The sequence below is a fragment of the Foliimonas ilicis genome, from assembly GCF_039939195.1.
GTDB lineage: Bacteria > Pseudomonadota > Alphaproteobacteria > Rhizobiales > Rhizobiaceae > Foliimonas > Foliimonas ilicis.
The window spans coordinates 354,891-376,775 of record NZ_JBDUUH010000002.1 but is presented as its reverse complement, the minus strand read 5'-3'; the positions used below and the strand labels follow the sequence as shown (position 1 = coordinate 376,775).

Annotated in this window: 22 protein-coding genes; 18 read left to right on the top strand and 4 right to left on the bottom strand. The window is 59.1% G+C overall.

Annotation, left to right across the window (positions count from 1 at the left end):
* Positions 1 to 49 precede the first annotated feature (49 nt).
* From ABFT80_RS07420 to ABFT80_RS07410, 3 genes are all read left to right on the top strand, one after another.
* Positions 50 to 1,300, top strand: a complete 1,251-nt coding sequence (locus ABFT80_RS07420) for a L,D-transpeptidase family protein (RefSeq protein WP_347971233.1) — start codon at positions 50 to 52, stop codon at positions 1,298 to 1,300.
* A 421-nt stretch (positions 1,301 to 1,721) separates the two neighbouring features.
* On the top strand, positions 1,722 to 2,138 hold the full coding sequence (gene dksA, locus ABFT80_RS07415; protein WP_347971232.1) for an RNA polymerase-binding protein DksA: 417 nt from the start codon (positions 1,722 to 1,724) through the stop codon (positions 2,136 to 2,138).
* Positions 2,139 to 2,231: 93 nt separating this feature from the next.
* Positions 2,232 to 2,552: a YnfA family protein gene (locus ABFT80_RS07410; RefSeq protein WP_347971231.1), complete on the top strand. Its 321-nt coding sequence runs from the start codon at positions 2,232 to 2,234 to the stop codon at positions 2,550 to 2,552.
* Between the two features lie 6 nt (positions 2,553 to 2,558).
* Here the strand turns inward: ABFT80_RS07410 and ABFT80_RS07405 are convergent, their stop codons facing one another.
* A complete protein-coding gene (locus ABFT80_RS07405; RefSeq protein WP_347971230.1) occupies positions 2,559 to 3,374 on the bottom strand; it encodes a hypothetical protein in 816 nt (271 codons plus the stop codon).
* Positions 3,375 to 3,619: 245 nt separating this feature from the next.
* Here ABFT80_RS07405 and cckA point away from each other — a divergent pair, with 245 nt between their 5' ends.
* Positions 3,620 to 6,199 carry a cell cycle histidine kinase CckA gene (gene cckA / locus ABFT80_RS07400; RefSeq protein WP_347971229.1) on the top strand — a complete coding sequence of 860 codons (2,580 nt, stop codon included), beginning with the start codon at positions 3,620 to 3,622 and terminating at the stop codon, positions 6,197 to 6,199.
* Positions 6,200 to 6,207: 8 nt separating this feature from the next.
* Here the strand turns inward: cckA and ABFT80_RS07395 are convergent, their stop codons facing one another.
* Positions 6,208 to 6,636 carry a hypothetical protein gene (locus tag ABFT80_RS07395; RefSeq protein ID WP_347971228.1) on the bottom strand — a complete coding sequence of 143 codons (429 nt, stop codon included), beginning with the start codon at positions 6,634 to 6,636 and terminating at the stop codon, positions 6,208 to 6,210.
* A 388-nt stretch (positions 6,637 to 7,024) separates the two neighbouring features.
* Here ABFT80_RS07395 and ABFT80_RS07390 point away from each other — a divergent pair, with 388 nt between their 5' ends.
* From ABFT80_RS07390 to ABFT80_RS07380, 3 genes are all read left to right on the top strand, one after another.
* A complete protein-coding gene (locus tag ABFT80_RS07390) occupies positions 7,025 to 7,273 on the top strand; it encodes a ParB N-terminal domain-containing protein (protein ID WP_347971227.1) in 249 nt (82 codons plus the stop codon).
* A gap of 243 nt (positions 7,274 to 7,516) precedes the next feature.
* Positions 7,517 to 7,693: a hypothetical protein gene (locus ABFT80_RS07385; protein WP_347971226.1), complete on the top strand. Its 177-nt coding sequence runs from the start codon at positions 7,517 to 7,519 to the stop codon at positions 7,691 to 7,693.
* A gap of 111 nt (positions 7,694 to 7,804) precedes the next feature.
* Positions 7,805 to 9,310, top strand: coding sequence for an ATP-binding protein (locus ABFT80_RS07380; RefSeq protein WP_347971225.1), 1,506 nt, complete (start codon positions 7,805 to 7,807; stop codon positions 9,308 to 9,310).
* A 9-nt stretch (positions 9,311 to 9,319) separates the two neighbouring features.
* On the opposite strand, the gene ABFT80_RS07375 is transcribed toward ABFT80_RS07380, so the two are convergent.
* Positions 9,320 to 10,528: an alpha-hydroxy acid oxidase gene (locus ABFT80_RS07375; protein ID WP_347971224.1), complete on the bottom strand. Its 1,209-nt coding sequence runs from the start codon at positions 10,526 to 10,528 to the stop codon at positions 9,320 to 9,322.
* Positions 10,529 to 10,672: 144 nt separating this feature from the next.
* Between ABFT80_RS07375 and ABFT80_RS07370 the strand changes: the two genes are divergently transcribed.
* The 9 genes from ABFT80_RS07370 (at position 10,673) to ABFT80_RS07330 (ending at position 19,944) form a co-directional block, all read left to right on the top strand.
* On the top strand, positions 10,673 to 11,512 hold the full coding sequence (locus ABFT80_RS07370; RefSeq protein WP_347971223.1) for a DUF6925 family protein: 840 nt from the start codon (positions 10,673 to 10,675) through the stop codon (positions 11,510 to 11,512).
* A gap of 141 nt (positions 11,513 to 11,653) precedes the next feature.
* Positions 11,654 to 12,967 carry a serine hydroxymethyltransferase gene (glyA, locus tag ABFT80_RS07365; protein ID WP_347971222.1) on the top strand — a complete coding sequence of 438 codons (1,314 nt, stop codon included), beginning with the start codon at positions 11,654 to 11,656 and terminating at the stop codon, positions 12,965 to 12,967.
* A gap of 256 nt (positions 12,968 to 13,223) precedes the next feature.
* Positions 13,224 to 13,688 (top strand): transcriptional regulator NrdR, encoded by a 465-nt coding sequence (gene nrdR / locus ABFT80_RS07360; protein WP_347971221.1) that lies wholly within the window; start codon positions 13,224 to 13,226, stop codon positions 13,686 to 13,688.
* Between the two features lie 3 nt (positions 13,689 to 13,691).
* A complete protein-coding gene (gene ribD, locus ABFT80_RS07355; protein ID WP_347971220.1) occupies positions 13,692 to 14,804 on the top strand; it encodes a bifunctional diaminohydroxyphosphoribosylaminopyrimidine deaminase/5-amino-6-(5-phosphoribosylamino)uracil reductase RibD in 1,113 nt (370 codons plus the stop codon).
* Positions 14,804 to 15,418, top strand: coding sequence for a riboflavin synthase (locus ABFT80_RS07350; protein ID WP_347971219.1), 615 nt, complete (start codon positions 14,804 to 14,806; stop codon positions 15,416 to 15,418). Before ribD ends, ABFT80_RS07350 begins: the two co-directional genes overlap by 1 nt.
* A 43-nt stretch (positions 15,419 to 15,461) precedes the next feature.
* Complete coding sequence (locus ABFT80_RS07345; RefSeq protein ID WP_347971218.1) at positions 15,462 to 15,905, top strand: 6,7-dimethyl-8-ribityllumazine synthase; 444 nt, start codon at positions 15,462 to 15,464, stop codon at positions 15,903 to 15,905.
* 3 nt (positions 15,906 to 15,908) lie between these two features.
* Positions 15,909 to 16,412: a transcription antitermination factor NusB gene (gene nusB, locus ABFT80_RS07340; RefSeq protein ID WP_347971217.1), complete on the top strand. Its 504-nt coding sequence runs from the start codon at positions 15,909 to 15,911 to the stop codon at positions 16,410 to 16,412.
* Positions 16,409 to 17,608, top strand: a complete 1,200-nt coding sequence (locus ABFT80_RS07335) for an MFS transporter (RefSeq protein WP_347971216.1) — start codon at positions 16,409 to 16,411, stop codon at positions 17,606 to 17,608. The genes nusB and ABFT80_RS07335 overlap by 4 nt, the downstream gene beginning before the upstream one ends.
* Before the next feature lie 182 nt (positions 17,609 to 17,790).
* Positions 17,791 to 19,944: a sodium-translocating pyrophosphatase gene (locus tag ABFT80_RS07330; RefSeq protein ID WP_347971215.1), complete on the top strand. Its 2,154-nt coding sequence runs from the start codon at positions 17,791 to 17,793 to the stop codon at positions 19,942 to 19,944.
* A gap of 71 nt (positions 19,945 to 20,015) precedes the next feature.
* Here ABFT80_RS07330 and ABFT80_RS07325 read toward each other — a convergent pair whose 3' ends face one another.
* Complete coding sequence (locus ABFT80_RS07325) at positions 20,016 to 20,552, bottom strand: outer membrane protein assembly factor BamE (RefSeq protein ID WP_455189890.1); 537 nt, start codon at positions 20,550 to 20,552, stop codon at positions 20,016 to 20,018.
* Positions 20,553 to 20,672: 120 nt separating this feature from the next.
* Between ABFT80_RS07325 and ABFT80_RS07320 the strand changes: the two genes are divergently transcribed.
* Positions 20,673 to 21,218, top strand: a complete 546-nt coding sequence (locus ABFT80_RS07320) for a ubiquinol-cytochrome C chaperone family protein (RefSeq protein ID WP_347971213.1) — start codon at positions 20,673 to 20,675, stop codon at positions 21,216 to 21,218.
* 17 nt (positions 21,219 to 21,235) lie between these two features.
* Entirely contained in the window at positions 21,236 to 21,793 is a 558-nt protein-coding gene (locus tag ABFT80_RS07315; RefSeq protein ID WP_347971212.1) for a YceD family protein, read from the top strand.
* Positions 21,794 to 21,885 lie beyond the last annotated feature (92 nt).

Sequence of the window (21,885 nt, the reverse complement as noted above, 5' to 3'; positions counted from 1 at the left end):
TTGCGCGTCCGATTTAAGGACAGGAAACTCGATAGTGTCAGGAACGTCCATGAAAACCAGTCGCCGTTTCTTTCTCGCCGGCACGGGCGCGCTCGCCGCGACCGCATTGACCGGGCAGGCCAGAGCTCAGGATGTAATCAACGATATTCTCGGTTCGTCGCGTCGCGGCAATTGGGATACGCAGTTCGATGCGCGCGCCAGCGAAGGCGGAAAGGTTGCGACCACGCAGCCGATTTTCAGCCAGCAGACGGTTTCTTACGTCCAAAACGCGATCGCGAATTATCAGAACATCGTCGCGCAGGGCGGTTGGCCGGTGGTTCCGGCCACCAAGAAGCTCCAGCTCGGTGTTTCCGATCCCGATGTCGAACCGCTGCGCAAGCGTCTCATGGTTTCCGGCGACCTTTCGCCAAGCGCCGGCATTTCGCCTGCCTTCGACACCTATGTCGACAGCGCGGTTAAGCGTTTCCAGACCCGCCACGGTCTTCCTTCCGATGGTGTTCTCGGCCAGTATTCCTACGCCGCGATGAATGTCAGCGCACCGGTGCGCCTCGGCCAGTTGCAGACCAATCTGCAGCGACTGAGTGAGAAGGCCGGCACGCTTGGCGACCGTTATGTGATGGTCAACATTCCGGCAGCGCAGATCGAAGCCGTCGAAAATGGCCGCGTCGTGCTTCGTCACACCGCGATTGTCGGCAAGATCGATCGCCAGACCCCGATTCTGGACTCCAAGATCAACGAAATCATCGTCAATCCGTATTGGAACGCACCGGAATCCATCGTCCGCAAGGACATCATTCCGCTGATGCGCAAGAACCCGCAATATCTGGCGGACAACAGCATCCGTATTCTCGGGCCAAACGGCGAGATCGATCCGACGACCATCGACTGGAATACGGAAGACGCCGCGAAATTCCGCTTCCGCCAGGATCCGGGCAAGATCAACGCAATGGCTTCGGTGAAGATCAACTTCCCGAATTCACATGCCGTCTACATGCACGACACGCCGCAGCAGAGCCTGTTCTCCAAGCTCATGCGCTTCGATTCGTCGGGCTGCGTGCGCGTGCAGAACGTTCGCGATCTGGTCACATGGCTTTTGCGCGACACGCCGGGCTGGAGCCGTCAGCGTTTCGAGCAGACGATCAAGAGCGGCGAGAGCACACCCGTTCAGCTCACCAATCCGGTGCCGGTGCACTTCACCTACGTCTCGGCATGGTCGACGGGCGACGGCGTGGCGCAGTTCCGCGACGATGTCTATGCTCGCGACGGTGTTCAGGAATTGCAGATGTCGCAGGCTCTCTAGGCCTGACGACAATCTGAAAAAACAAAAGAGCGCGGCGTTTGCCGCGCTCTTTTTGTATCTGGTGCATTAAAAAAGTGCAGCAAAATGAGATGGATAGAGGCATTCCCTGAATCGCCTTCTCAATCTCTATGCCGAATATGTGAGCCTGAATTTTGAAACCAGAGCTTGCTTTTCGACGTTTCTGATCATGCTCGCTCCAGTCTGACATGGCGAATTGCGCTTCTCGTCAAACAGGCTGAGCAATCATGGCCCGGTTTTTGCTTGGCTGATTTTATTGTGGAAGAGCTTGCAGCGTAAGGCGTTGGGGCTGTTCAAGATGAAGGTAAGACAAACAAATGCGTGAAGGCCGATATGTTTGCGCTTGTGCACACAGTACGCGGCGAATATACAGGCCCAAAATTGGGGTTAGTTGGGTGAGTCGATGAACCAAATCGTTGATGCCAGTTACGTACCCTCGGAAGACGAGCCGTTCATGAGCGACCGGCAGAAATCGTACTTCCGATCCAAGTTGATGACTTGGAAAAGCGACATCCTGAGAGAGGCGCGTGAAACGCTGGAAATTCTTCAGCAGGAAAACGCAAACCATCCTGATCTGGCGGATAGGGCCTCTTCCGAAACCGATCGTGCAATTGAACTGCGTGCAAGAGACCGTCAGCGCAAGCTGATTTCCAAGATCGATTCCGCCTTGCAGCGGATAGACGAGGGAACATACGGCTTCTGCGAGGAAACCGGCGAGCCGATTTCGCTCAAGCGCCTCGATGCACGTCCGATCGCAACACTTTCGATTGAAGCGCAGGAACGCCACGAACGCCGCGAAAAAGTCTATCGGGACGATTGATCTTTCCGACGGAATATCTTCGAAAGAGATTTGATACGGGCGCCATCTTCGGATAGCGCCCGTAATCGTTTTAAGCATCAGCGGGGTCGCGCAATGCCGACATTGGCGGTTTATATCGGAGCGGCACTGGCCGAAATCGCCGGATGTTTCGCCTTCTGGGCGTGGCTGCGCCTCGATAAATCGCCGCTGGTCCTGATTCCAGGCGTTATCTTCCTGATGCTGTTCGCTTATCTTCTGACGCTGGTCGAAAGCGAATTGGCAGGCCGTGCCTATGCCGCCTATGGCGGCATCTACATTGCCAGTTCGCTGCTCTGGCAATGGGGTGTGGAAGGCGTCCGCCCGGATCGTTTCGACATCTCGGGCATGATTCTCTGCCTCATCGGCGCAAGCGTCATCATCGCCGCACCGCGCTAGGTAAAATTAGCGCTTGTTGGACAATTCGCCGAGCAGCCGCGACATTTCATCGTCCAGCGAAAGATCCTGAGCCTTTTGCTGCGGCGCTGGCGGAGCATCGTCGTCCAGCGAAAAATCGAGTTCTTTCAGCAATTCGTCGTCGAGATCGTCATCGGCAATGATCGGGGCTGTCGCCACCGATGCCGTGCGGATTGCCGGTGTGTAGGGCGGATTGACCACGACTGGCCGCGCCGGAACAGGTGCTGCAGGCGCCGGGTCCGGCTGGCGGTATGATTGCACTGGCGCGGGTGCCTGAGCGCGCGGCGGCTCGTAGGCCGGGGCCGCACGAACGGGTTCTGGAGCCGGACGCGGGGCAGGTGCAGGCATTGGAGCGACAGGGCGCTCGATGGGCCTTGCAACAGGTGCAGGCGCAGGTGCCGGGCGTGGAGCAGGCGCAATCTCTTCCGCACGCGGCTGCGAAACGGGTGCAGGGCGCTGCGGTGCCGGTGCGGCAGGTGCATCATTCGTAAGGGCAGGACGGCGTGAAGGCACCAGCCTGATGTCGCGTTCGACGACGATGTCGGTTGCGCCGCCGATGAGGATGAGATGTTCGATGTCGTCGCGTCGCACCAGAACCAGGCGGCGGTTGCTGTCGATGGCGGTGGCGTCCATCACGGCAAGGCGCGTCTTGCGATTGCGGCCGCCGGCAACGAATGTGCCGAAGGTCATGCCGCGCACGAGCTTTATGACGACCAGCACGATAACGAGAAGCACAAGTGCCAGCACCGTCCAGAGCAATGCCGCCCCGTAGCCGGGCCCCGCAATATTATCGAGCCATTCCATCAATTTCTCGCTTCCTTTTTCGTGATTGCGGGACAGTAAACTGTTGCGGGCAAGCTTCGCAAGTTGCTCTCACGAATTATAAAGCTTCTGAAATGAATTGAGCGGCACCGAGAAGGTTTTTCCTGAAGCAAAATCAGGCTAGGACTTTCAGCGGCGGTTGGAATGTGATTCAACCGGCTAAGGTCGAGACTCTGCAATGGGATCGGGCTTGAGGCAGGGGCTTCGGAAAAGCAGGCAAGGGGCGTATGGCCAAAGAAACGCGCGGCGATTTCTATCCGGTACCGATCGTCGATCAGAATTCACGCCCCGGCGCGATCACGCGCCTGATCATATTCATCGTGGTGCTGACCGGCGCCGCCATCGTTTTCGGCATTTTCCGCGAACGGCTCGGCGATCCGTTCCTGCTCGGCATGCTCGGCGTGCTGGCCATGATCGGCGTCGGCTATCTCTTCGCGACCGCCATCGGCTTCGTGCAGATCGCGCCGCGCTCCACGGCGGACGAACTTTCCAAGGCATTTGTTGATTCCATGGGGCAGGGCCTGCTGGTCACCGACAATAAGGGCCGCGTCATCTACGCCAACCGCGCCTATGCCGACATGACAGGCGTTGCCTCCGCCTCCGAGCTGAAGACCGTCGAGGCGCTTTTGTCCGATGTGCCGGAAGCTTCCGCGACGATCTACCGTCTGGCCGGTGGTCTGCGCGACGGGCAGAGCGGCGATGGCGAATTCCGGCTGGCGCAGGCGATCAAGCCGGGTTCCGAAGCCGGAGCGCATTGGTATCGCGTAAAAGCCCGCACATTCCGCGTTCCCGGCCACCGCATGCCGCTTCTGGCGTGGGAACTGGCCGATATTTCGCGCGAACGCGCCGAGCAGGAGCGTTTCTTCCTCGATCTCCAGAAGGCCATAGACCATCTGGACAAGGCGCCTGCCGGTTTCTTCTCCGCCGATCCCGATGGCCAGATCACTTACCTGAACGCGACCTTGGCCGATTGGCTGGGTATCGATCTGGCGAATTTCGCGCCGGGTGCGGTTCGTTTGCAGGAAATCGTTGCGGGCGACGGCATTGCGCTTGTGCGCTCGGTCAAGGCCGATCCCGGCACGACCCGGAACGCCATCATCGATCTCGATCTGGCAACCGTCAAAGGCGAGGCGCTGCCGGTGCGTTTCATGCACCGCGTTTCGGCAAGCCGCGACGGGCATCATGGCCCGAGCCGCACCATCGTTTTAAACCGCACGCAGGGCGAGGATGCGTCGGCAGCACTTCGCGCCTCGGAAGTCCGCTTCACGCGCTTCTTCAATTCCACGCCGATGGCAATCGCCGGGGTGGACAGCGAAGGCCGTATCGTGCGCACGAATGCGCCGTTCCTTTCGCTGTTTTCGAGTGTGGTGGATCGCGATGCGATCGACAGCCGGATCAGGCTCGACACCGTCATCCACGAACGCGACCGCGCAGCCTTCGATTCGGCGCTGGAAAAGGCCCGCCAGCGGCAGGCAGACATCGCGCCGATCGACACCGTTCTTCCCGACAATGAAGAGCGCCACATGCGCTTTTACGTCAATGCCGTTGCCGACGGCACCGGCGACGAGGAAGAATCGGCCATCGTCTATGCGGTCGAGACGACCGAGCAAAAGGCCCTTGAAGGGCAGATGGCGCAAAGCCAGAAAATGCAGGCGGTGGGCCAGCTTGCCGGCGGCATCGCGCATGATTTCAACAATGTGCTGACGGCCATCATCATGGCGTCGGATTTGTTGCTGACCAATCATCGCCCGTCGGACCCATCCTTCCCCGACATCATGAACATCAAGCAGAACGCCAACCGCGCGGCCTCGCTGGTGCGCCAGCTTCTGGCCTTCTCGCGCAAGCAGACCCTGCGCCCGGAAGTGCTTAGCCTGACGGATGTGCTGGCCGATCTGCGCATGCTTCTGGCCCGCCTTGTCGGCAATGAAATCCGCATGAAGGTCGAGCATGGCCGCGATCTCTGGCCGGTGAAGGTCGATATTGGGCAGTTCGAGCAGGTTGTCGTCAATCTTGCCGTCAATGCGCGCGATGCAATGCCGGAAGGCGGCGATCTGACGGTGCGCACGCGCAATTCGACGAAGGAAGAATCGGCTGCCTTCCCGTACAGGGAGCTTATCGCCGCCGATTACGTCATCGTCGAAGTCGAAGACACCGGCAGCGGCATCCCGCCGGATGTGCTGAAGAAGATATTCGAGCCATTCTTCACGACCAAAGATGTCGGCAAGGGCACTGGCCTTGGCCTTTCCATGGTCTACGGCATTATAAAGCAGACCGGCGGCTTCATTTTCTGCGATTCCGAAGTTGGAAAAGGCACTGTCTTCCGCATTTTCCTTCCCCGCTACATCCCCGAAATCAAGGCCGTGCCAGAGGGTGAGACCCAGGCCGCAACGCCTGCACCTGCAAAGGTTTCGGAAACCGCTGCCGCGAAAGACCTTTCAGGCTCGGCCACCGTGCTTTTGGTGGAAGACGAGGATGCCGTGCGCATGGGCGGAATGCGGGCGCTGACCTCGCGCGGTTATACGGTGCATGAGGCATCGTCCGGCGTCGAGGCGCTCGAAATATTCGACGAGCTCGAAGGCAAGATCGACATCGTCGTCTCCGATGTGGTGATGCCGGAAATGGACGGGCCGACGCTGCTTGGCGAATTGATCAAGCGGCAGCCGGACATCAAGTTCATCTTCGTTTCGGGCTACGCCGAGGATGCGTTTGCAAAGAACCTGCCTGCCGACGCAAAGTTCGGTTTCCTGCCGAAGCCGTTCTCGCTAAAGCAGCTTGCGACCGTCGTGAAGGACGTTCTGGAGAGCTAGTTTTACGGTTATTGCTTCGTGCACGTTGCGGCGGTGAACGCGCCTGCCGCATCGCGCATCACGACATCGAACGAGGCATTGTCTGCCTCGTTCGATGTCATCTGGCTCAAGCTGATGCTGTTGCCGCCGCTGGTGAAGCCGCCCAGCGGCCCCAACCAGGTGATCTCGCCGAAATCGTTCATCTGGTAATTATAGACGGGTCCGCTTGCCGGCGCGCCTGGCTCCCGGTAGGTGCGGCCGCGAATTGCGATATCGCCTAGCTGGAAAAACTGGCCGAGAATATACATTTCGCAGCGATAGGCACCGTCTTGCAAAACGCGCGAATTGACCGAGGGCTGCGCTTGCGCCGCACCGGTCAAGAGCATGATGCAGGTTGTGAGAGTCGCAATACCGATTGTCCTGTTCGTTCGTTTTGAAACGCCTTCGCTGCTCGGCATAAAACCTCGTTCCCATTTTTGCACAATTATTGTCCACCGATGATTTTCTGTGCGCAAAAAAGCTACAGGCAGTGCTTCGGCTTTTTCATGCGGCAGAACCCGATGTTGTTTTGGGTGAATATAAGCCGTTGAATCTCATTGAATAAAGAGCCTTCTTCGCAGTTGCGTACGAATTGGCACGACCGTTGCTTCGCTTCAACTGACAAGCCGATCGACGGACGCCATGCGCGCTCCGTCCCAGAGGTAGCCTTCGAGGGGAAGGCGCTCGGCCGGAGTGCGGCGAAATGATCGCGCCCGGCCGGGCCACGGCTTTCACCGATAATCCGGGCGAGTGGACAAGCGCTGCGAACATGCCCACCATGGCGCGAAGCCTAAGGATTCGAATGCCATGCTCAGGGTCGTAAAAGTACCTGTCGAAAAGATTTACGTGCCAACCGCAAGGCGCAAGCTTCTGCACCCCGAAACCGTCCGCTCGCTGGCCGAAGACATTCTGGAAAACGGCCAGAAGACGGCGATCCAGGTGCGCGATGACGGCAAGCGCTTCGTGCTCGTCGAAGGGCTACACCGGCTGGAAGCAATGAAGTGGCTCGGTGAGACGGAAATCGACGCCTATCTGGTGCAAGCCAAGCGGCATTGAGGACGCACCCAGATTCCACCACCCATCAACTTAAAGCTCCCAAAAACCCAACAGGTTTTTACACAAGCTAAACCCATGTTATTCTTGGTTATTGAGTGAGTCGGCCAGTTCTTGGGGTTGTCGGCGTGATGTTTGCGTTTCCTGCTGCGGGGCTGGATTTCAAGCGCAAGCATCGCTCAAGCTTCGTAGCGTATTTTACCTTTGTTCCTTGTGTTCTGAAAAGCCGGGCGAAGGAGAATGCCGATGCAATATATCATCGAAGACTGTGCCAAGCCTCGTTTGACTGAGCGCGTCGATATTCTGACGGCAGTCAACATCCTCAAGCTGCGAGGCTATGAGGAAGAGAATTTGATTTCCGAGATCACGCGACTGTTTTACGTCGATCTCGATGAATATAACGACGTGGTCCGCCATTCATAAATTGCTGTTCGAATTGCCTGCCTAGTTGTGGGTTTCCGCTGAACGAGGGGCGCATCATCCGGCCAAGGGTGATAGACCTTCTGCGAATTGCCGGTTGATCAGGGAAACATCATGAAAGTGGGCATCGAGATGGGGGCGACGCCGGGCGGACCGGCGGCCATGCTCGATTTGGAAGAGCTGCTGGCAACGCGTCTTCTCGTGCAAGGCAATTCCGGGTCCGGCAAATCTCACCTTTTGCGCCGTTTGCTGGAGCAGAGCGCGCCCTGGGTGCAGCAATGCGTCATCGATCCCGAAGGGGATTTCGTGACGCTGGCCGACAAATTCGGCCATGTCGTGGTCGATGCCGCCCGCACCGAACAGGAGCTGACGCGCATCGCGGCGCGCATTCGCCAGCATCGCGTTTCGGTGATTCTCAATCTTGAAGGTCTGGACGTCGAGCAGCAGATGCGCTGCGCCGCCGCTTTTCTGGGCGGCATGTTCGATGCCGAGCGCGATCATTGGTATCCGGTGCTCGTCGTGGTCGATGAAGCGCAGCTTTTCGCGCCTTCGGTTGCCGGTGAAGTGTCGGACGAGGCGCGAAAACTCTCGCTGGGTGCGATGACCAATCTGATGTGCCGTGGCCGCAAGCGCGGTCTTGCCGGCGTCATCGCCACGCAACGCCTTGCCAAGCTTGCAAAGAACGTTGCCGCCGAAGCATCGAACTTCCTGATGGGCCGCACCTTCCTTGACATCGACATGGCGCGCGCGGCCGATCTGCTCGGCATGGAGCGTCGTCAGGCCGAAATGTTCCGTGATCTTGGGCGCGGCAAGTTCATCGCGCTCGGCCCCGCAATGGCGCGCCGCCCGCTGCAGGTGGCGATCGGAGCCGTCGAAACATCGCCGCGCGCGACCAGCCCGAAGCTGATGCCGCTGCCGGAGGCGAACGAAGACACACACGATCTGATCTTCACGCCCGGCCCCGAAGAAATCAGACCGATCGTCCGGCGCGCGCCGACGCCGCCCACGCCAACCCCGACCGCCGATATTTTGGCACAGCTTTCGCGCCCGAAGCCTGTGCAGGACGAACTGCCGCAAACGCTGTTTCCAGAGATTGATCAGGCGGAACGCGACGAACAAATCTCCTCGGTTCTTCAGGAAATTCTTGACGACCCCGACGCCTCGTTCCGTTCCGATGCGGTTCTTTATCAGGATTTTCTGGTCCGCTGCCGCATACGCCGCGTGCCGGGTGAGCCGCTGGCGCTTCCTGCGTTCCGCAGAAAACTTGCCGTTGCGCGCGCCGATGTCGATGGCGAAACGGCTTCCGGCGAGATTTGGCCAAAGGCGCTGGAGCTTTCAAGCGGGCTGCCGGACGATGTGCAGGGCGTGTTCCTGATGGTGGCGAAGGCTGCGGTGCAGGGCGCTGCTTGCCCGTCCGACTCGGCACTTGCCCGTGCCTATGGTTCGCACTCAACGCGCCGCGCGCGCCGCCTGCTCACCTATTTCGAGGAGCAGGGGCTGGCGGTCGTGCGGATGGATTTTTACGGAAAGCGCGTCATCGCGTTTCCCGATCTCGGATGCGAAACCGCGCCCGGCGATCCCGAGTTGATCGAGCCGGAACACAACGCGGCCGCTGAATAGACGCGATTTTTAGCCCTTCTTCAAAGCTTTCGCTGCTTTTTTCGCGGGCTTAGGTGCGATATTCGGCGTTCCGAACGGGTTTTCGGCTAGAATATTCGCATCGATATCCCGAATGTCACGATGACCGCACAGCGCCATCGTTACGTCGAGTTCCTTGCGGATAATGTCCAGACATTGGGTCACGCCCTTTTCGCCGCCCGCGCCCAGACCGTAAAGGAAGGCGCGGGCGATGAAGACACCTTTCGCGCCCAATGCGATGGCTTTCAGAACATCCTGACCGGAACGAATGCCGCCATCCATCAAAACTTCGATCTTGTCGCCGACCGCATTGACGATGGCGGGCAATACCGAAATCGAGGACATCGCTCCGTCGAGCTGACGCCCGCCGTGGTTGGAGACGATCAGCGCATCCGCACCGCTTTTTACGGCAAGGACGGCGTCTTCCTCATCCATGATGCCCTTGATGATGAGCTTGCCGCCCCAGCGCTCCTTGATCCATTTCACATCGTCCCAGCTCAAGGCGGGGTCGAATTGGTCCGCAGTCCATGAAGAAAGCGACCGCAGATCCGTCACGCCTTTCGCGTGGCCCGCAATGTTGCGGAACGTGCGGCGGTTGGTGCGCAGCATGTTGAAGCACCAGCGCGGCTTGGTCGCCAGATTGATCATGTTCGGAATGGTCATGCGCGGCGGCGTCGTAAGGCCGTTGATAATGTCCTTGTGCCGCTGTCCGAGAATTTGCAGATCGAGGGTCAGCACAAGGGCCGAGCAACCCGCTGCCTTGGCGCGGTCGATAAGCTTGCCGATGAATTCGCGGTCTTTCATGACATAAAGCTGAAACCAGAACGGCTTGTCGCTGTTTTCGGCAACGTCTTCGATGGAGCACACGCTCATCGTGGAAAGGGTGAAGGGCACACCGGCCTTCGCGGCAGCGCGCGCGGCGTGGATTTCGCCATCGGCATGCTGCATGCCGGTAAGACCTGTGGGCGCAAGCGCGACCGGCATCGACACGTTTTCGCCGATCATCGTGCTGGCGAGCGTGCGGTTGCGCATGTCGACTGCGACGCGCTGGCGGAATTTGATGCGCGTGAAGTCGGCCTCATTGGCGCGATAGGTGCTTTCCGTCCACGATCCCGAATCACAATAATCGTAGAACATGCGCGGCACACGGCGCTTGGCGAGTTCGCGAAGATCGGAGATCGTGGTAATCGGCTTGGGCATGATAATATCGATCCGTTTATGGTCGGCTCTGTATGCTTTTATTTTCATCAAACTGCTGCATGTGCAATCCCCACGATGTTTTTCATGTGAATGATGAATTCAGATTTAAATTCAAACGATGCCGCAGGCCGGCTTACCAGGCAGATGGCGACCGGGCGAGGCAAGTGGAGCCTGGGCGCATTCGGCGCGATGGGCCTGTCCGATGGCTCCTCTTCAAAATCAGCGATCAGGCTCGAAAATCATCAAGATTTGAAACTGGTTGCATTTGAAACTATCAGCTCCGACCCCGCGTCGTGGAACCATGCAGTGGCGCTTTGTCTTCCTGAATTCGAAGCGCGGATGAGCGGACGCAAGGCAGTCACGTCTCTCGGATGCGATGTGAATGCGCTCCGCGACGAGGATCGCCGTCCAGAGCTTTTCGATCTGGGGCTCGGATACCGCTTTGCAGATATTTGCCTGCGGACGCGGGACGAAGCCACAATTCAGACTCTTCGGCGCTTTGAAGGCCGGTTGTTCACTGAATTGCCTGAAGCGCTCGGCGCCATCTCCATGGATCATGTCTTTGTAACGCAGGCAGGCCGGATCGAAATGTTCGGCCAGACCGGATTGCCGCCGCTGCTGCCTTCCTTGCTGAAAGACGGGAAGACACATGCGGCGACAAGCCCGATCCCGAAAGGCTTTATCCCATGCGGATATTTTTTCCCGCCGCATCCGTTAGACCGCGATCGAGGCAACAGCTTTGATCCTGGAATTCATACGGAATTCCAGAAAACTTTGCGCGATTACGGCCTGCCGCATCTTCATAAATTGAAAGAACGGGTGCGCGAAGCACTTGAAAACGGCGAAAAGCCGGGCGTTTTTTCATTTAACCGCGATCGTTTTTCGCTTGCCTGCATCCGTGTCACGCTTCGGCAGCAGCGCTTTTTGAAGCAGTCGCCATTGCTCGATGAATGGCAGGCGGTTTTTGAAAAGGCGTCTCGATAGGCATTCGACCAGTGAAAGGCGCAAAGCGGCAATGTTTTTTCGCGCGCTGAACGTGGCGAGGCAATTGCAAGTGTGTTAATCCGCGCCAAGCCGAACCCGCCCAAGCTTCCCGAAAGCTTTTAACGTCAAGGAACCACCGGAATGGCCACAGCTACGGACGCCGCAAAGCATCTCGATTCTTTCTTCACGACACCGCTCGAAGAGCGCGACCCGGAGATTTTCGGCGCGATCCGTAACGAGCTCGGTCGCCAGCGCCATGAGATCGAACTGATCGCGTCGGAGAACATCGTGTCCCGTGCCGTGCTTGAAGCGCAGGGTTCGATCATGACCAACAAATATGCCGAGGGCTATCCCGGCAAGCGCTACTATGGCGGCTGCCAGTTTGTCGATGTCGCCGAAGAATTGGCCATCGAGCGCGCAAAGAAGCTGTTCGGCTGCAATTTCGCGAATGTTCAGCCCAATTCCGGTAGCCAGATGAATCAGGCGGTGTTTCTGGCGCTTTTGCAGCCGGGTGACACCTTCATGGGCCTCGACCTGAATTCGGGCGGACATCTGACGCACGGCTCGCCGGTCAACATGTCGGGCAAGTGGTTCAAGGTCGTTTCCTACGGCGTTCGCAAGGACGATCATCTGCTGGATATGGACGAGGTTGCGCGCCTTGCCCGCGAGAACAAGCCGAAGCTGATCCTTGCAGGCGGCACTGCCTATTCGCGCATCTGGGACTGGAAGCGATTCCGCGAAATCGCGGACGAAGTTGGCGCTTATCTGATGGTCGACATGGCGCATATCGCCGGTCTGGTCGCAGGCGGCGAACATCCATCGCCGATCCCGCATGCACATGTTGTGACGACGACGACGCATAAATCGCTCCGCGGCCCGCGTGGCGGCATGATCCTCACCAATGATGAGGACATCGCCAAGAAGATGAATTCGGCCGTGTTCCCCGGCCTGCAGGGCGGCCCGCTGATGCATGTCATCGCCGCAAAGGCAGTGGCCTTCGGTGAAGCGCTGAAGCCGGAATTCAAGGATTACGCGCGCGCCGTGGTAAAGAATGCCAAGACGCTTGCCGAAAGCCTGAAGGAAACCGGCCTCGATATCGTCTCCAACGGCACGGACAATCATTTGATGCTGGTCGATCTTCGCCCGAAGAACGCCACCGGCAAGCGCGCCGAAGCAGCGCTTGGCCGTGCCAACATCACCTGTAACAAGAACGGCATTCCCTTCGATCCTGAAAAGCCGTTCGTGACTTCCGGCATCCGTCTCGGCACGCCAGCCGGCACGACGCGCGGTTTCGGCGAAGCCGAATTCAAGGAAATCGGCAAGCTGATCGCGGAAGTTCTCGACGGTCTGAAAGCTGCGAATTCCGACGAGGGCAATGCTTCGGTCGAAGCCGCGGTAAAGCAGAAGATCATTGCACTGACGGACCGTTTCCCGCTCTATCCTTATCTGGGATAGTCTCTTTCGCCGTTGCGCCCCTCATCCCCCTGCCGGGACCTTCTCCCCGTGAACGGGGAGAAGGGGAAGCGTCAACGTAGCGGCCAGCCTACTTCTCCCCGTTCACGGGGAGAAGGTCCCGATAGGGGGATGAGGGGCAGCGCCTACGGTTCAAAAAAGTCTGGCGCTGCATGTTCATTCTGAAAAGCAGTTTCCACTTTTTGCGATCATGCTCTAAGCCTTGGACCAGAGGAATCGTGAAGAACAAAGGCACTGAATGCGCTGTCCATATTGCCAGTCGGAAGATACGCAGGTGAAGGATTCCCGTCCGGCTGAGGACGGGAATGCCATTCGCCGCCGCCGCATCTGCCCTGTTTGCGGCGGGCGATTCACCACGTTCGAACGCGTTCAGCTTCGCGATCTGGTCGTGGTGAAAAAATCCGGCCGCAAAGTGCCTTTCGACCGCGACAAGCTTTTGCGTTCGGTGGAAATTGCGCTGCGCAAACGCAATGTCGAGCCGGACCGTATCGATCGTGCCGTCAGCGGCATCGTGCGCCAGCTTGAAAGTTCGGGCGAATCCGAAGTCGCTTCCGGCGAAATCGGCCGTCTGGTCATGGAAGCGCTGAAATCGCTGGACGATGTTGCGTATGTCCGTTTCGCATCCGTCTACCGGAATTTCCGCGAAGCGAAGGATTTCCATGACGTTCTTGGCGAGCTCAAGGGCGACGAGGACGCCGGTTGAGCGATGGTATCGTCGCAAAAGTCTGAGCAGGAAGTGCTGGACCGCCGTTTCATGGCAGCGGCCATCCGGTTTTCCCGCAAGCATGCCGGTCTGACATCGACAAACCCTTCGGTTGGAACGCTGATTGTCCGCAACGGGGCGATCGTCGGGCGCGGCGTGACCGCGATCGGCGGGCGGCCGCATGCGGAGCCGCAGGCGCTTGCCGAGGCAGGCGAGCTGGCGCGCGGCGCGACCGCCTATGTCACGCTAGAGCCTTGCGCCCATCATGGCCGCACGCCGCCTTGTGCGAATGCGCTTGTAACGGCGGGCATTACCCGCGTTGTCGGTGCGGCCAGCGACCCGGATTCGCGCGTTTCGGGCAAGGGCTATGCGATCCTGCGCGAAGCGGGCATCGAAGTCGTCGAACGCGTGATGGCCGATGAAGCCGCAGAGCAGCTTGCGCCTTATCTCGCCCGCTCGGTCAAGAAACGCCCGGAAGTGATTCTAAAGCTTGCCGTTTCCAAGGACGGCATGATTGGCCGCCTCGGTTCGGGGCAGGTGCCGATTACCGGCCCGATCTCGCGCCGTCAGGTGCATATGACGAGAGCGGAAGTCGATGCGATTATCGTCGGCATCAGAACAGCGATTGCCGACGACCCGGAACTGACCGTGCGTCTGCCCGGATTGGAAGCGCGCTCGCCTGCGCGCATCGTGCTCGACCGCGGCCTGCGTTTGCCGCTTACCGCCAAAATGGTGGCGACCGCGAATGCCGTTCCGGTTTTCGTCACCGCTTGTCCTGACGCCGATGCCAAAAAACGGGATGCTCTCGAAGCGGCAGGCGTGAAATTTCTGGCGGCGGAAGTCTATGATGGGCGTATCGCCCTGCCGGAACTTCTGGAAGATCTGGCCTCGCAGGGCATGTCGAGCGTGTTGCTCGAGGGCGGAGCAGCGACCGCAAAGGAATTTCTCGAAGACGGTCTGGTCGATCGCATCATGCTTTTCGAAGGAAAGCTTGAGATCGGTGCGCAGGGCATTGCGTCGCCGGTCCGCCGCGACCACATGCCGGGAGGTTTTACGCTGTTGCGCGAGGCGCAATTCGGCGACGATCTTTATTCGGAATGGCTGAGGGTTGAGTGATGTTTACGGGAATTGTTACGGATATCGGCACGGTCGCAGCGACATCGCCGCTGGATGCGGGCGTGAAACTGCGCATCGAAACGGCCTATGACCCTGAAACCATCGCAATCGGCGCGTCGATTTCCTGTGGCGGCGTGTGTCTGACCGTGACGGCACTTCCCGATAAAGGCGCGAATGCGCGCTGGTTCGAAGTCGAGGCGTGGGAAGAGGCTTTGAGGCTGACCACCGCTTCGAAATGGAATGCAGGCACGCGCATCAACCTCGAACGCGCCTTGAAGATCGGTGACGAGCTTGGCGGGCATATCGTGTCCGGCCATGTCGATGGCATGGCCGAGATCGTTGCGCGCGAAGACGAGGGCGAAGCGGTGCGCTTCACGCTCGAAACGCCGATGGAACTCGCAAAATTCATTGCTCCAAAAGGCTCCGTCGCGCTCGATGGTACGTCGTTGACGGTCAACAAGGTCGAAAAGAACCGCTTCGACGTGTTGCTGATCCACCATTCGCTGCAGGTCACCACATGGGGCGACAGGCAGGTGGGCGACCGCATCAATCTGGAGGTCGATACGATGGCGCGTTATGCCGCGCGGCTTGCGGAAGCCGCCAAAGACGCCTAAGGCATCGGAATTCTCATTTCATTCATCGCCGGAACCATTTTTTATGTCAGACGCAACAGCGCCGAAGCTGCTTATCATTGAGGCGCGCTTTTACGACGACCTCGCAGACGCTCTTTTGGACGGCGCAAAGGCCGCACTCGACGCCGCAGGCGCGACCTACGATGTCATCACCGTGCCGGGCGCATTGGAAATCCCCGCCGTCATCTCGTTCGCTCTTACGGGCGGCGAGGAATATGACGGCTTTGTCGCGCTGGGCTGCGTCATTCGCGGCGAAACCTATCATTTCGACATCGTCGCAAACGAATCGTGCCGTGCTCTGATGGATCTGGCCGTTCAGGAATCGCTTGCCATCGGCAACGGCATCCTGACTGTCGAGAATGACGAGCAGGCCTGGGTGCGGGCAAAACGCTCGGAAGGCGACAAGGGCGGTTTTGCTGCCCGTGCCGCGCTTACCATGATAAACATCCAGAAATCCTTTGGGGCGTGAATCGTGACTGAGCCCGAACAAGATCGATCGACCGTCAAACACGCCAACAAGCGTGGCGCTGCGCGTCTGGCTGCCGTTCAGGCGCTCTATCAGATGGATGTGGCAGGCAGCGGATTGCTCGAAATCACCGCCGAATACGAAGCTTTCCGGCTCGGCAAGGAAGTCGATGGCGCGCAGTACCGCGAGGCGGATGCGCAGTGGTTCCGCGCGATTCTTGCTGGCGTCGTCGAAAACCAGAAGGTGCTCGACCCTGAAATCCGTCAGGCTTTGATGGATGACTGGCCGCTTTCGCGACTGGATTCGACCTTGCGCGCGATTCTGCGCGCTGGCGTCTATGAATTGATGAAGCGCGGCGATGTGCCGGTGGCCGTCATCGTTTCCGAATATGTCGATATCGCCAAGGCGTTCTATTCCGAAGACGAACCGAAGCTCGTCAATGCAGTGCTCGACCGCGTGTCGCGGCGCATGCGCGGCGAAGGCCGGGGCAAGGGCGCGCCACAGGCATGACCGCGCAGAGCGAGGCTCGCCGCACGGCGCTTATCCTCGCTTCGGCGCAAGCCATTCTCGGCTCGGCAGCACCGATCTGCATCTCGATCGGTGCGCTCGCCGGATACTATCTTCTCGATGCCGACAAATCTCTGGCGACTGCGCCCGTCACCGGCTTCAATCTTGGCGTTGCCATCGGCGCGCTGCCCGCCGCCGCGTTGTTGCGGATGTTCGGTCAGCGCAACGGCTTCCTGATGGGGGCCTTCATCACCGGGCTTGGCGGTGTGGTCGCGACGCTCGGCCTGTTCCGCAGCGAATTCTGGCTGTTCGCCTTCGGCCTGTTGGTGGTTGGCATGGGCGGCGCTTTCGTACAGCAATTCCGCTTTGCCGCAGCCGACAATGCGCCCGCTGAATTCAAGGCACGCGCCATTTCCTTCGTGCTGGCAGGCGGCGTGATAACGGCCATTCTCGGGCCGCAGATCGTCATTTTCACGCATGAACTCTTTGCGCCGGTCATGTTCGCCGGTTCGTTTGCGAGCATTCTCCTGCTTGCGGCAGCGGGTGCCGTGCTGATCATGTTCCTGCGAACGCGTCCGAAATCCGAGGGCGAAGGCGCGCAGCTGGAAGAGGGGCGTCCACTCAGCGAGATCATCACGCAGCCGCAATTCGCGGTCGGCCTGATATGCGCCGTCGGCACTTTCGCACTGATGAGCTTTGTGATGACCGGCGCGCCGCTTGCCATGGTCGGCTGCGGCTTTTCGGCGGACGAAGCGACGCTCGGCATTTCCTGGCACGTCATGGCGATGTTTGCGCCGAGCTTCTTTACTGGGCGTCTCATTCATCGCTTCGGCGCAAACACCATCGTCTTCACCGGTATTCTTCTTCTGATCGGCTGCGCGCTGGTTGCACTGTCCGGTATCGAGCTCTGGCATTTCTGGACATCGCTTATCCTGCTCGGCCTCGGATGGAATTTCGGTTTCATCGGCGCGACGGCGATGGTGGCCAGCACTTACCGTCCCTCCGAAAGGGGCAGGGCGCTGGGCTTCCACGACTTCGTCCTGTTCGGAAGCGTGGCGTTCGCATCGCTGATGTCGGGCGCGGTTTACAATTCCTATGGCTGGGACATGCTCAACATCATCGTGTTCCCGATCAGCGCGATCTGCATCATCGCGCTCGGATGGCTGACATTCTTTAACGGCAAAACAAAACCTGCCTGACGCAACCGGACCTTGCGTAATCCAAAAGTGTCGAAAAGACGGCCGAAACTCAACAACACCTTGACGACGCCGATTCGGTTTCGGACAGTATGACTGACCGGAATTCGAACTCTCGAGACTGCCGGTAAAGTCCAACGTCCGGGGAGGGGAATTCCGGACAAAATCAAGGGAAGAAATCGGCAATGACCATGCTTTACGTCGTCATCGCCTGCGGCCTGCTCTCTGTCCTTTACGCCATATGGGCGACTCAGTCGGTACTTGCTGCCGACCAGGGCACTGCACGCATGCAGGAAATTTCAGCGGCCATCCGTGAAGGAGCGCAGGCCTACCTTTCTCGTCAGTACACAACCATCGCCATCGTCGGCGTGGTCGTTTTCCTTCTCGCCTGGTGGCTGTTGTCGGGAACGGCGGCAATCGGCTTCCTGATCGGCGCGGTGCTTTCGGGCGTGGCCGGTTTCATCGGCATGCATGTGTCCGTGCGCGCAAACGTACGCACCGCGCAGGCCGCATCGAACAGCCTCGCAGCCGGTCTGGATATCGCGTTCAAATCCGGCGCGATCACCGGAATGCTGGTCGCGGGCCTCGCTCTGCTGGGCGTTGCGATCTATTACCTCGTGCTCGTTTCCTTCCTTGGCCACGCGCCGGATGACCGCGTGGTCATCGATGCGCTGGTTTCGCTGGGCTTCGGCGCATCGCTGATTTCGATCTTCGCGCGTCTCGGCGGCGGCATCTTCACCAAGGGCGCCGATGTCGGCGGCGATCTGGTCGGCAAGGTCGAGGCGGGAATTCCCGAGGACGATCCACGCAACCCGGCAACGATTGCCGACAATGTGGGCGACAATGTCGGCGATTGCGCAGGCATGGCAGCCGACCTTTTCGAAACCTATGCGGTGACTGTGGTTGCCACGATGGTTCTGGGCGCGATCTTCTTTGGCGGATCGGCCATTCTGGGCAGCGTGATGCTCTATCCGCTGGCCATTTGCGGTGCATGTATCATCACCTCGATCGTCGGCACCTTCTTCGTCAAGCTGGGCTCCAATGGCTCGATCATGGGCGCGCTCTACAAGGGCCTGATCGTGACGGGCCTGCTCTCCATCATTGGCCTTGCTGTTGCCACGTCGCTGACCATCGGCTGGGGTGAAATCGGTACTGGCGGCGGCGTCGTCATCACCGGCACAAACCTGTTCATCTGCGGTCTGATCGGCCTCATCGTGACGGGCCTGATCGTCGTCATCACCGAATACTACACCGGCACGGACAAGCGCCCGGTCAATTCGATCGCGCAGGCATCCGTCACCGGCCACGGCACCAATGTCATCCAGGGCCTTGCCGTCTCGCTGGAATCGACGGCGCTTCCGGCAATGGTCATTGTTGGCGGCATCATCTCGACCTTCCAGCTTGCAGGCCTTTTCGGCACGGCAATCGCGGTCACGACGATGCTCGGCCTTGCCGGCATGATCGTCGCGCTCGACGCATTCGGCCCGGTGACGGACAATGCGGGCGGTATCGCTGAAATGGCTGGCCTGCCCAAGGAAGTCCGCCAGTCCACCGATGCGCTCGATGCGGTCGGCAACACCACCAAGGCCGTCACCAAGGGCTACGCGATCGGTTCTGCCGGTCTGGGTGCATTGGTGCTGTTTGCGGCCTACAGCTACGATCTGCAGTACTTTACGGCGCGGGCGAATGAGGCGGGATCGACCCTTTATCCGTATTTCAAGGATATAGGCACGGTGTCGTTCGATCTTTCCAACCCGTATGTGGTTGCGGGCCTGATCTTCGGCGGCATGATTCCCTATTTGTTCGGCGGCATCGCGATGACGGCTGTTGGCCGTGCTGCAGGCTCGATCGTCGAGGAAGTGCGTCGCCAGTTCCGTGAGGATCCGGGCATCATGCAGGGCACCTCCAAGCCCAACTATGCACGTGCCGTCGATCTGCTGACCAAGGCGGCGATCAAGGAAATGATCATTCCGTCGCTGCTGCCGGTTCTGGCGCCGCTCGTCGTCTATTTCGGCGTGTTGCTGATCTCCGGCTCCAAGGCGTCAGCATTCGCAGCCCTCGGCGCTTCGTTGCTCGGTGTCATCGTCAACGGCCTGTTCGTCGCAATCTCGATGACCTCGGGCGGCGGTGCTTGGGACAATGCCAAGAAGTCGTTCGAAGACGGCTTTACCGACAAGGATGGCGTGAAGCACCTCAAGGGTTCGGAAGCACACAAGGCCTCCGTGACCGGCGATACGGTCGGCGATCCGTACAAGGATACCGCTGGCCCCGCCGTCAATCCGGCAATCAAGATCACGAACATCGTGGCCTTGCTGCTGCTGGCCGTGCTGGCGCACTAAGCGCTGACCTCAACGCAATAAAAAACCGCGGGATTTTCCCGCGGTTTTTGTTTGAGCAGAAGTTTGTTCGGTTAGCGCGTAGGTGCGCCTGCACCAGCGCCCGGCAGGCTCGGCGTTGCGCCTGCGCCAGAAATAAGCTGGCCGATGAAGGTCTGGTCCTTGCCGCCGGTCGGCGTCGTGCGGGAAATGAAGTCGAAGACTTTGCCGTCCTGCTTGCCGTAATGCGCGATGTTGTTCACGCGGCCATCGTCGCCGAAATAGACGGCGAGAACGCGCTGGTCCACGAGGCGCGCATTGGCGAAGGCGACCGAGCGGCGGCGGGTCTGCGAGATGTAGTAGAATACCTCATTGTCGAATGTCGCCGTTGTCGAAGGAGAGCCGAGCGACAGGAGAACCTGCTCGCGGCTGGAACCTACCGGCACGGAATCGATGGCATCCTGATCGATGACATAGCCTTGGGTTATCGTTTCGCCGGGGGTTATGTTTCCCAGCGTATCGGCGGAATTGCAGGCCGAGAGCCCCAGAGCAGCCACGAGGACTGACATGGCGGTCGCAGACTTCAGCGAAAAAACGGTCTTGAAATTCAGCGAGTCCAACAACAACTCCATCAAAGCTATTTGCGCTCCACCTTGCGCGGAGCCGCAAAACGGGTAAACCAGCTTGCGCTACGATGCAACACACCGCCCTGTAAACGGCGCCCAAACACGTCCCGGAGAGGCCCCCTCACCATGTTTCGACGACTTTTCGGCAGCAAAAGCCGGATCAATCGTTCTATTACGAATGCGCTCTACGCTGAAATCGTGGCAGCCGCGCGGCAGCCAGTCCTTTATTCGAACTGGAATGCGCCCGATACGCCGCTTGGACGCTTTGAGATGATTGCGCTGCATATGTTCCTGTTTCAGCACCGCATGCGCGATGAAACGGGACCGCGCCGCGAGATCGCGCAGATCCTGATCGACGAGTTCTTTTCCGATGTCGAACATTCACTGCGCGAACTGGGTATTGGCGATATGGGCGTGCCCAAGCGCATGAAGAAATTCGGCCGCATGTTTTATGGACGGACCGCAGCCTATGCCGATGCGCTGGAGCGCGACGACAGCGAAGCGCTGGCGGCTGCCCTCAGCCGCAATATCCGGCCCGATTCGAAAGATGAATGGCCAGAATCGGTTGACCTCGCAGCCTATGTTATAGAAGCGGAAAAGGCGCTTCTGGCGCAGGATGTAAGTGAAATCGAGGCCGGAAAAATCCGTTTTCCGGACCTTTCGGGCGTTTGAAGGGAGGAAATGCAGTCATGAACAACAATGAAACTCGAAGCCCCGTTTCCTTCGTCGTCAATGTGGCGCGACTGCCGAAAAGCGGCCTGCCGGTAAAGATCGTGGCCGATGAAAGCCAGAGGGCGGAACTTGCTGAAGCGCACGGCCTGCTTTCGGTTGAAAACTACCGTGCGGATTTGGTGGTGACAGCCTGGAAGCGCAACGGCGTTCGTGTGAGCGGCACCGTGCAGGGCGCGATCACGCAAGCATGCATCGCCACGCTGGAGCCGTTGCAAGCCACTGTAAAAGAAAAGGTTTCCGGGATTTTTCTGCCCGAAGATTCAAAGCTCGGAAGGTCTGGTTTCGAGGGCGGCGGCGAAATCCTTCTGGATTTTGACGGTCCTGACAGCCCTGAAACCTTCGCCGGCGATACGCTGGATGTCGGCGCGCTGGCGGAAGAGTTTTTTGGCCTGGGCATCGATCCCTATCCGCGCAAGTCCGGACTGCCTGCCGGACCGGAAGGCGAAGCCGAGGAAATTGCCAAGCCGAGGCAGGATTGGCAGGAAAAGCTACGCCGTTTGACGCAAAAATCCTGAAAACAATTGGTGTTTTTCTAAATCGCAGTTGTGCGAAGACCCAAAAACGCTATTTTCCCGGCGTTGCAGCAAACCATTTTAATAGAGATGAA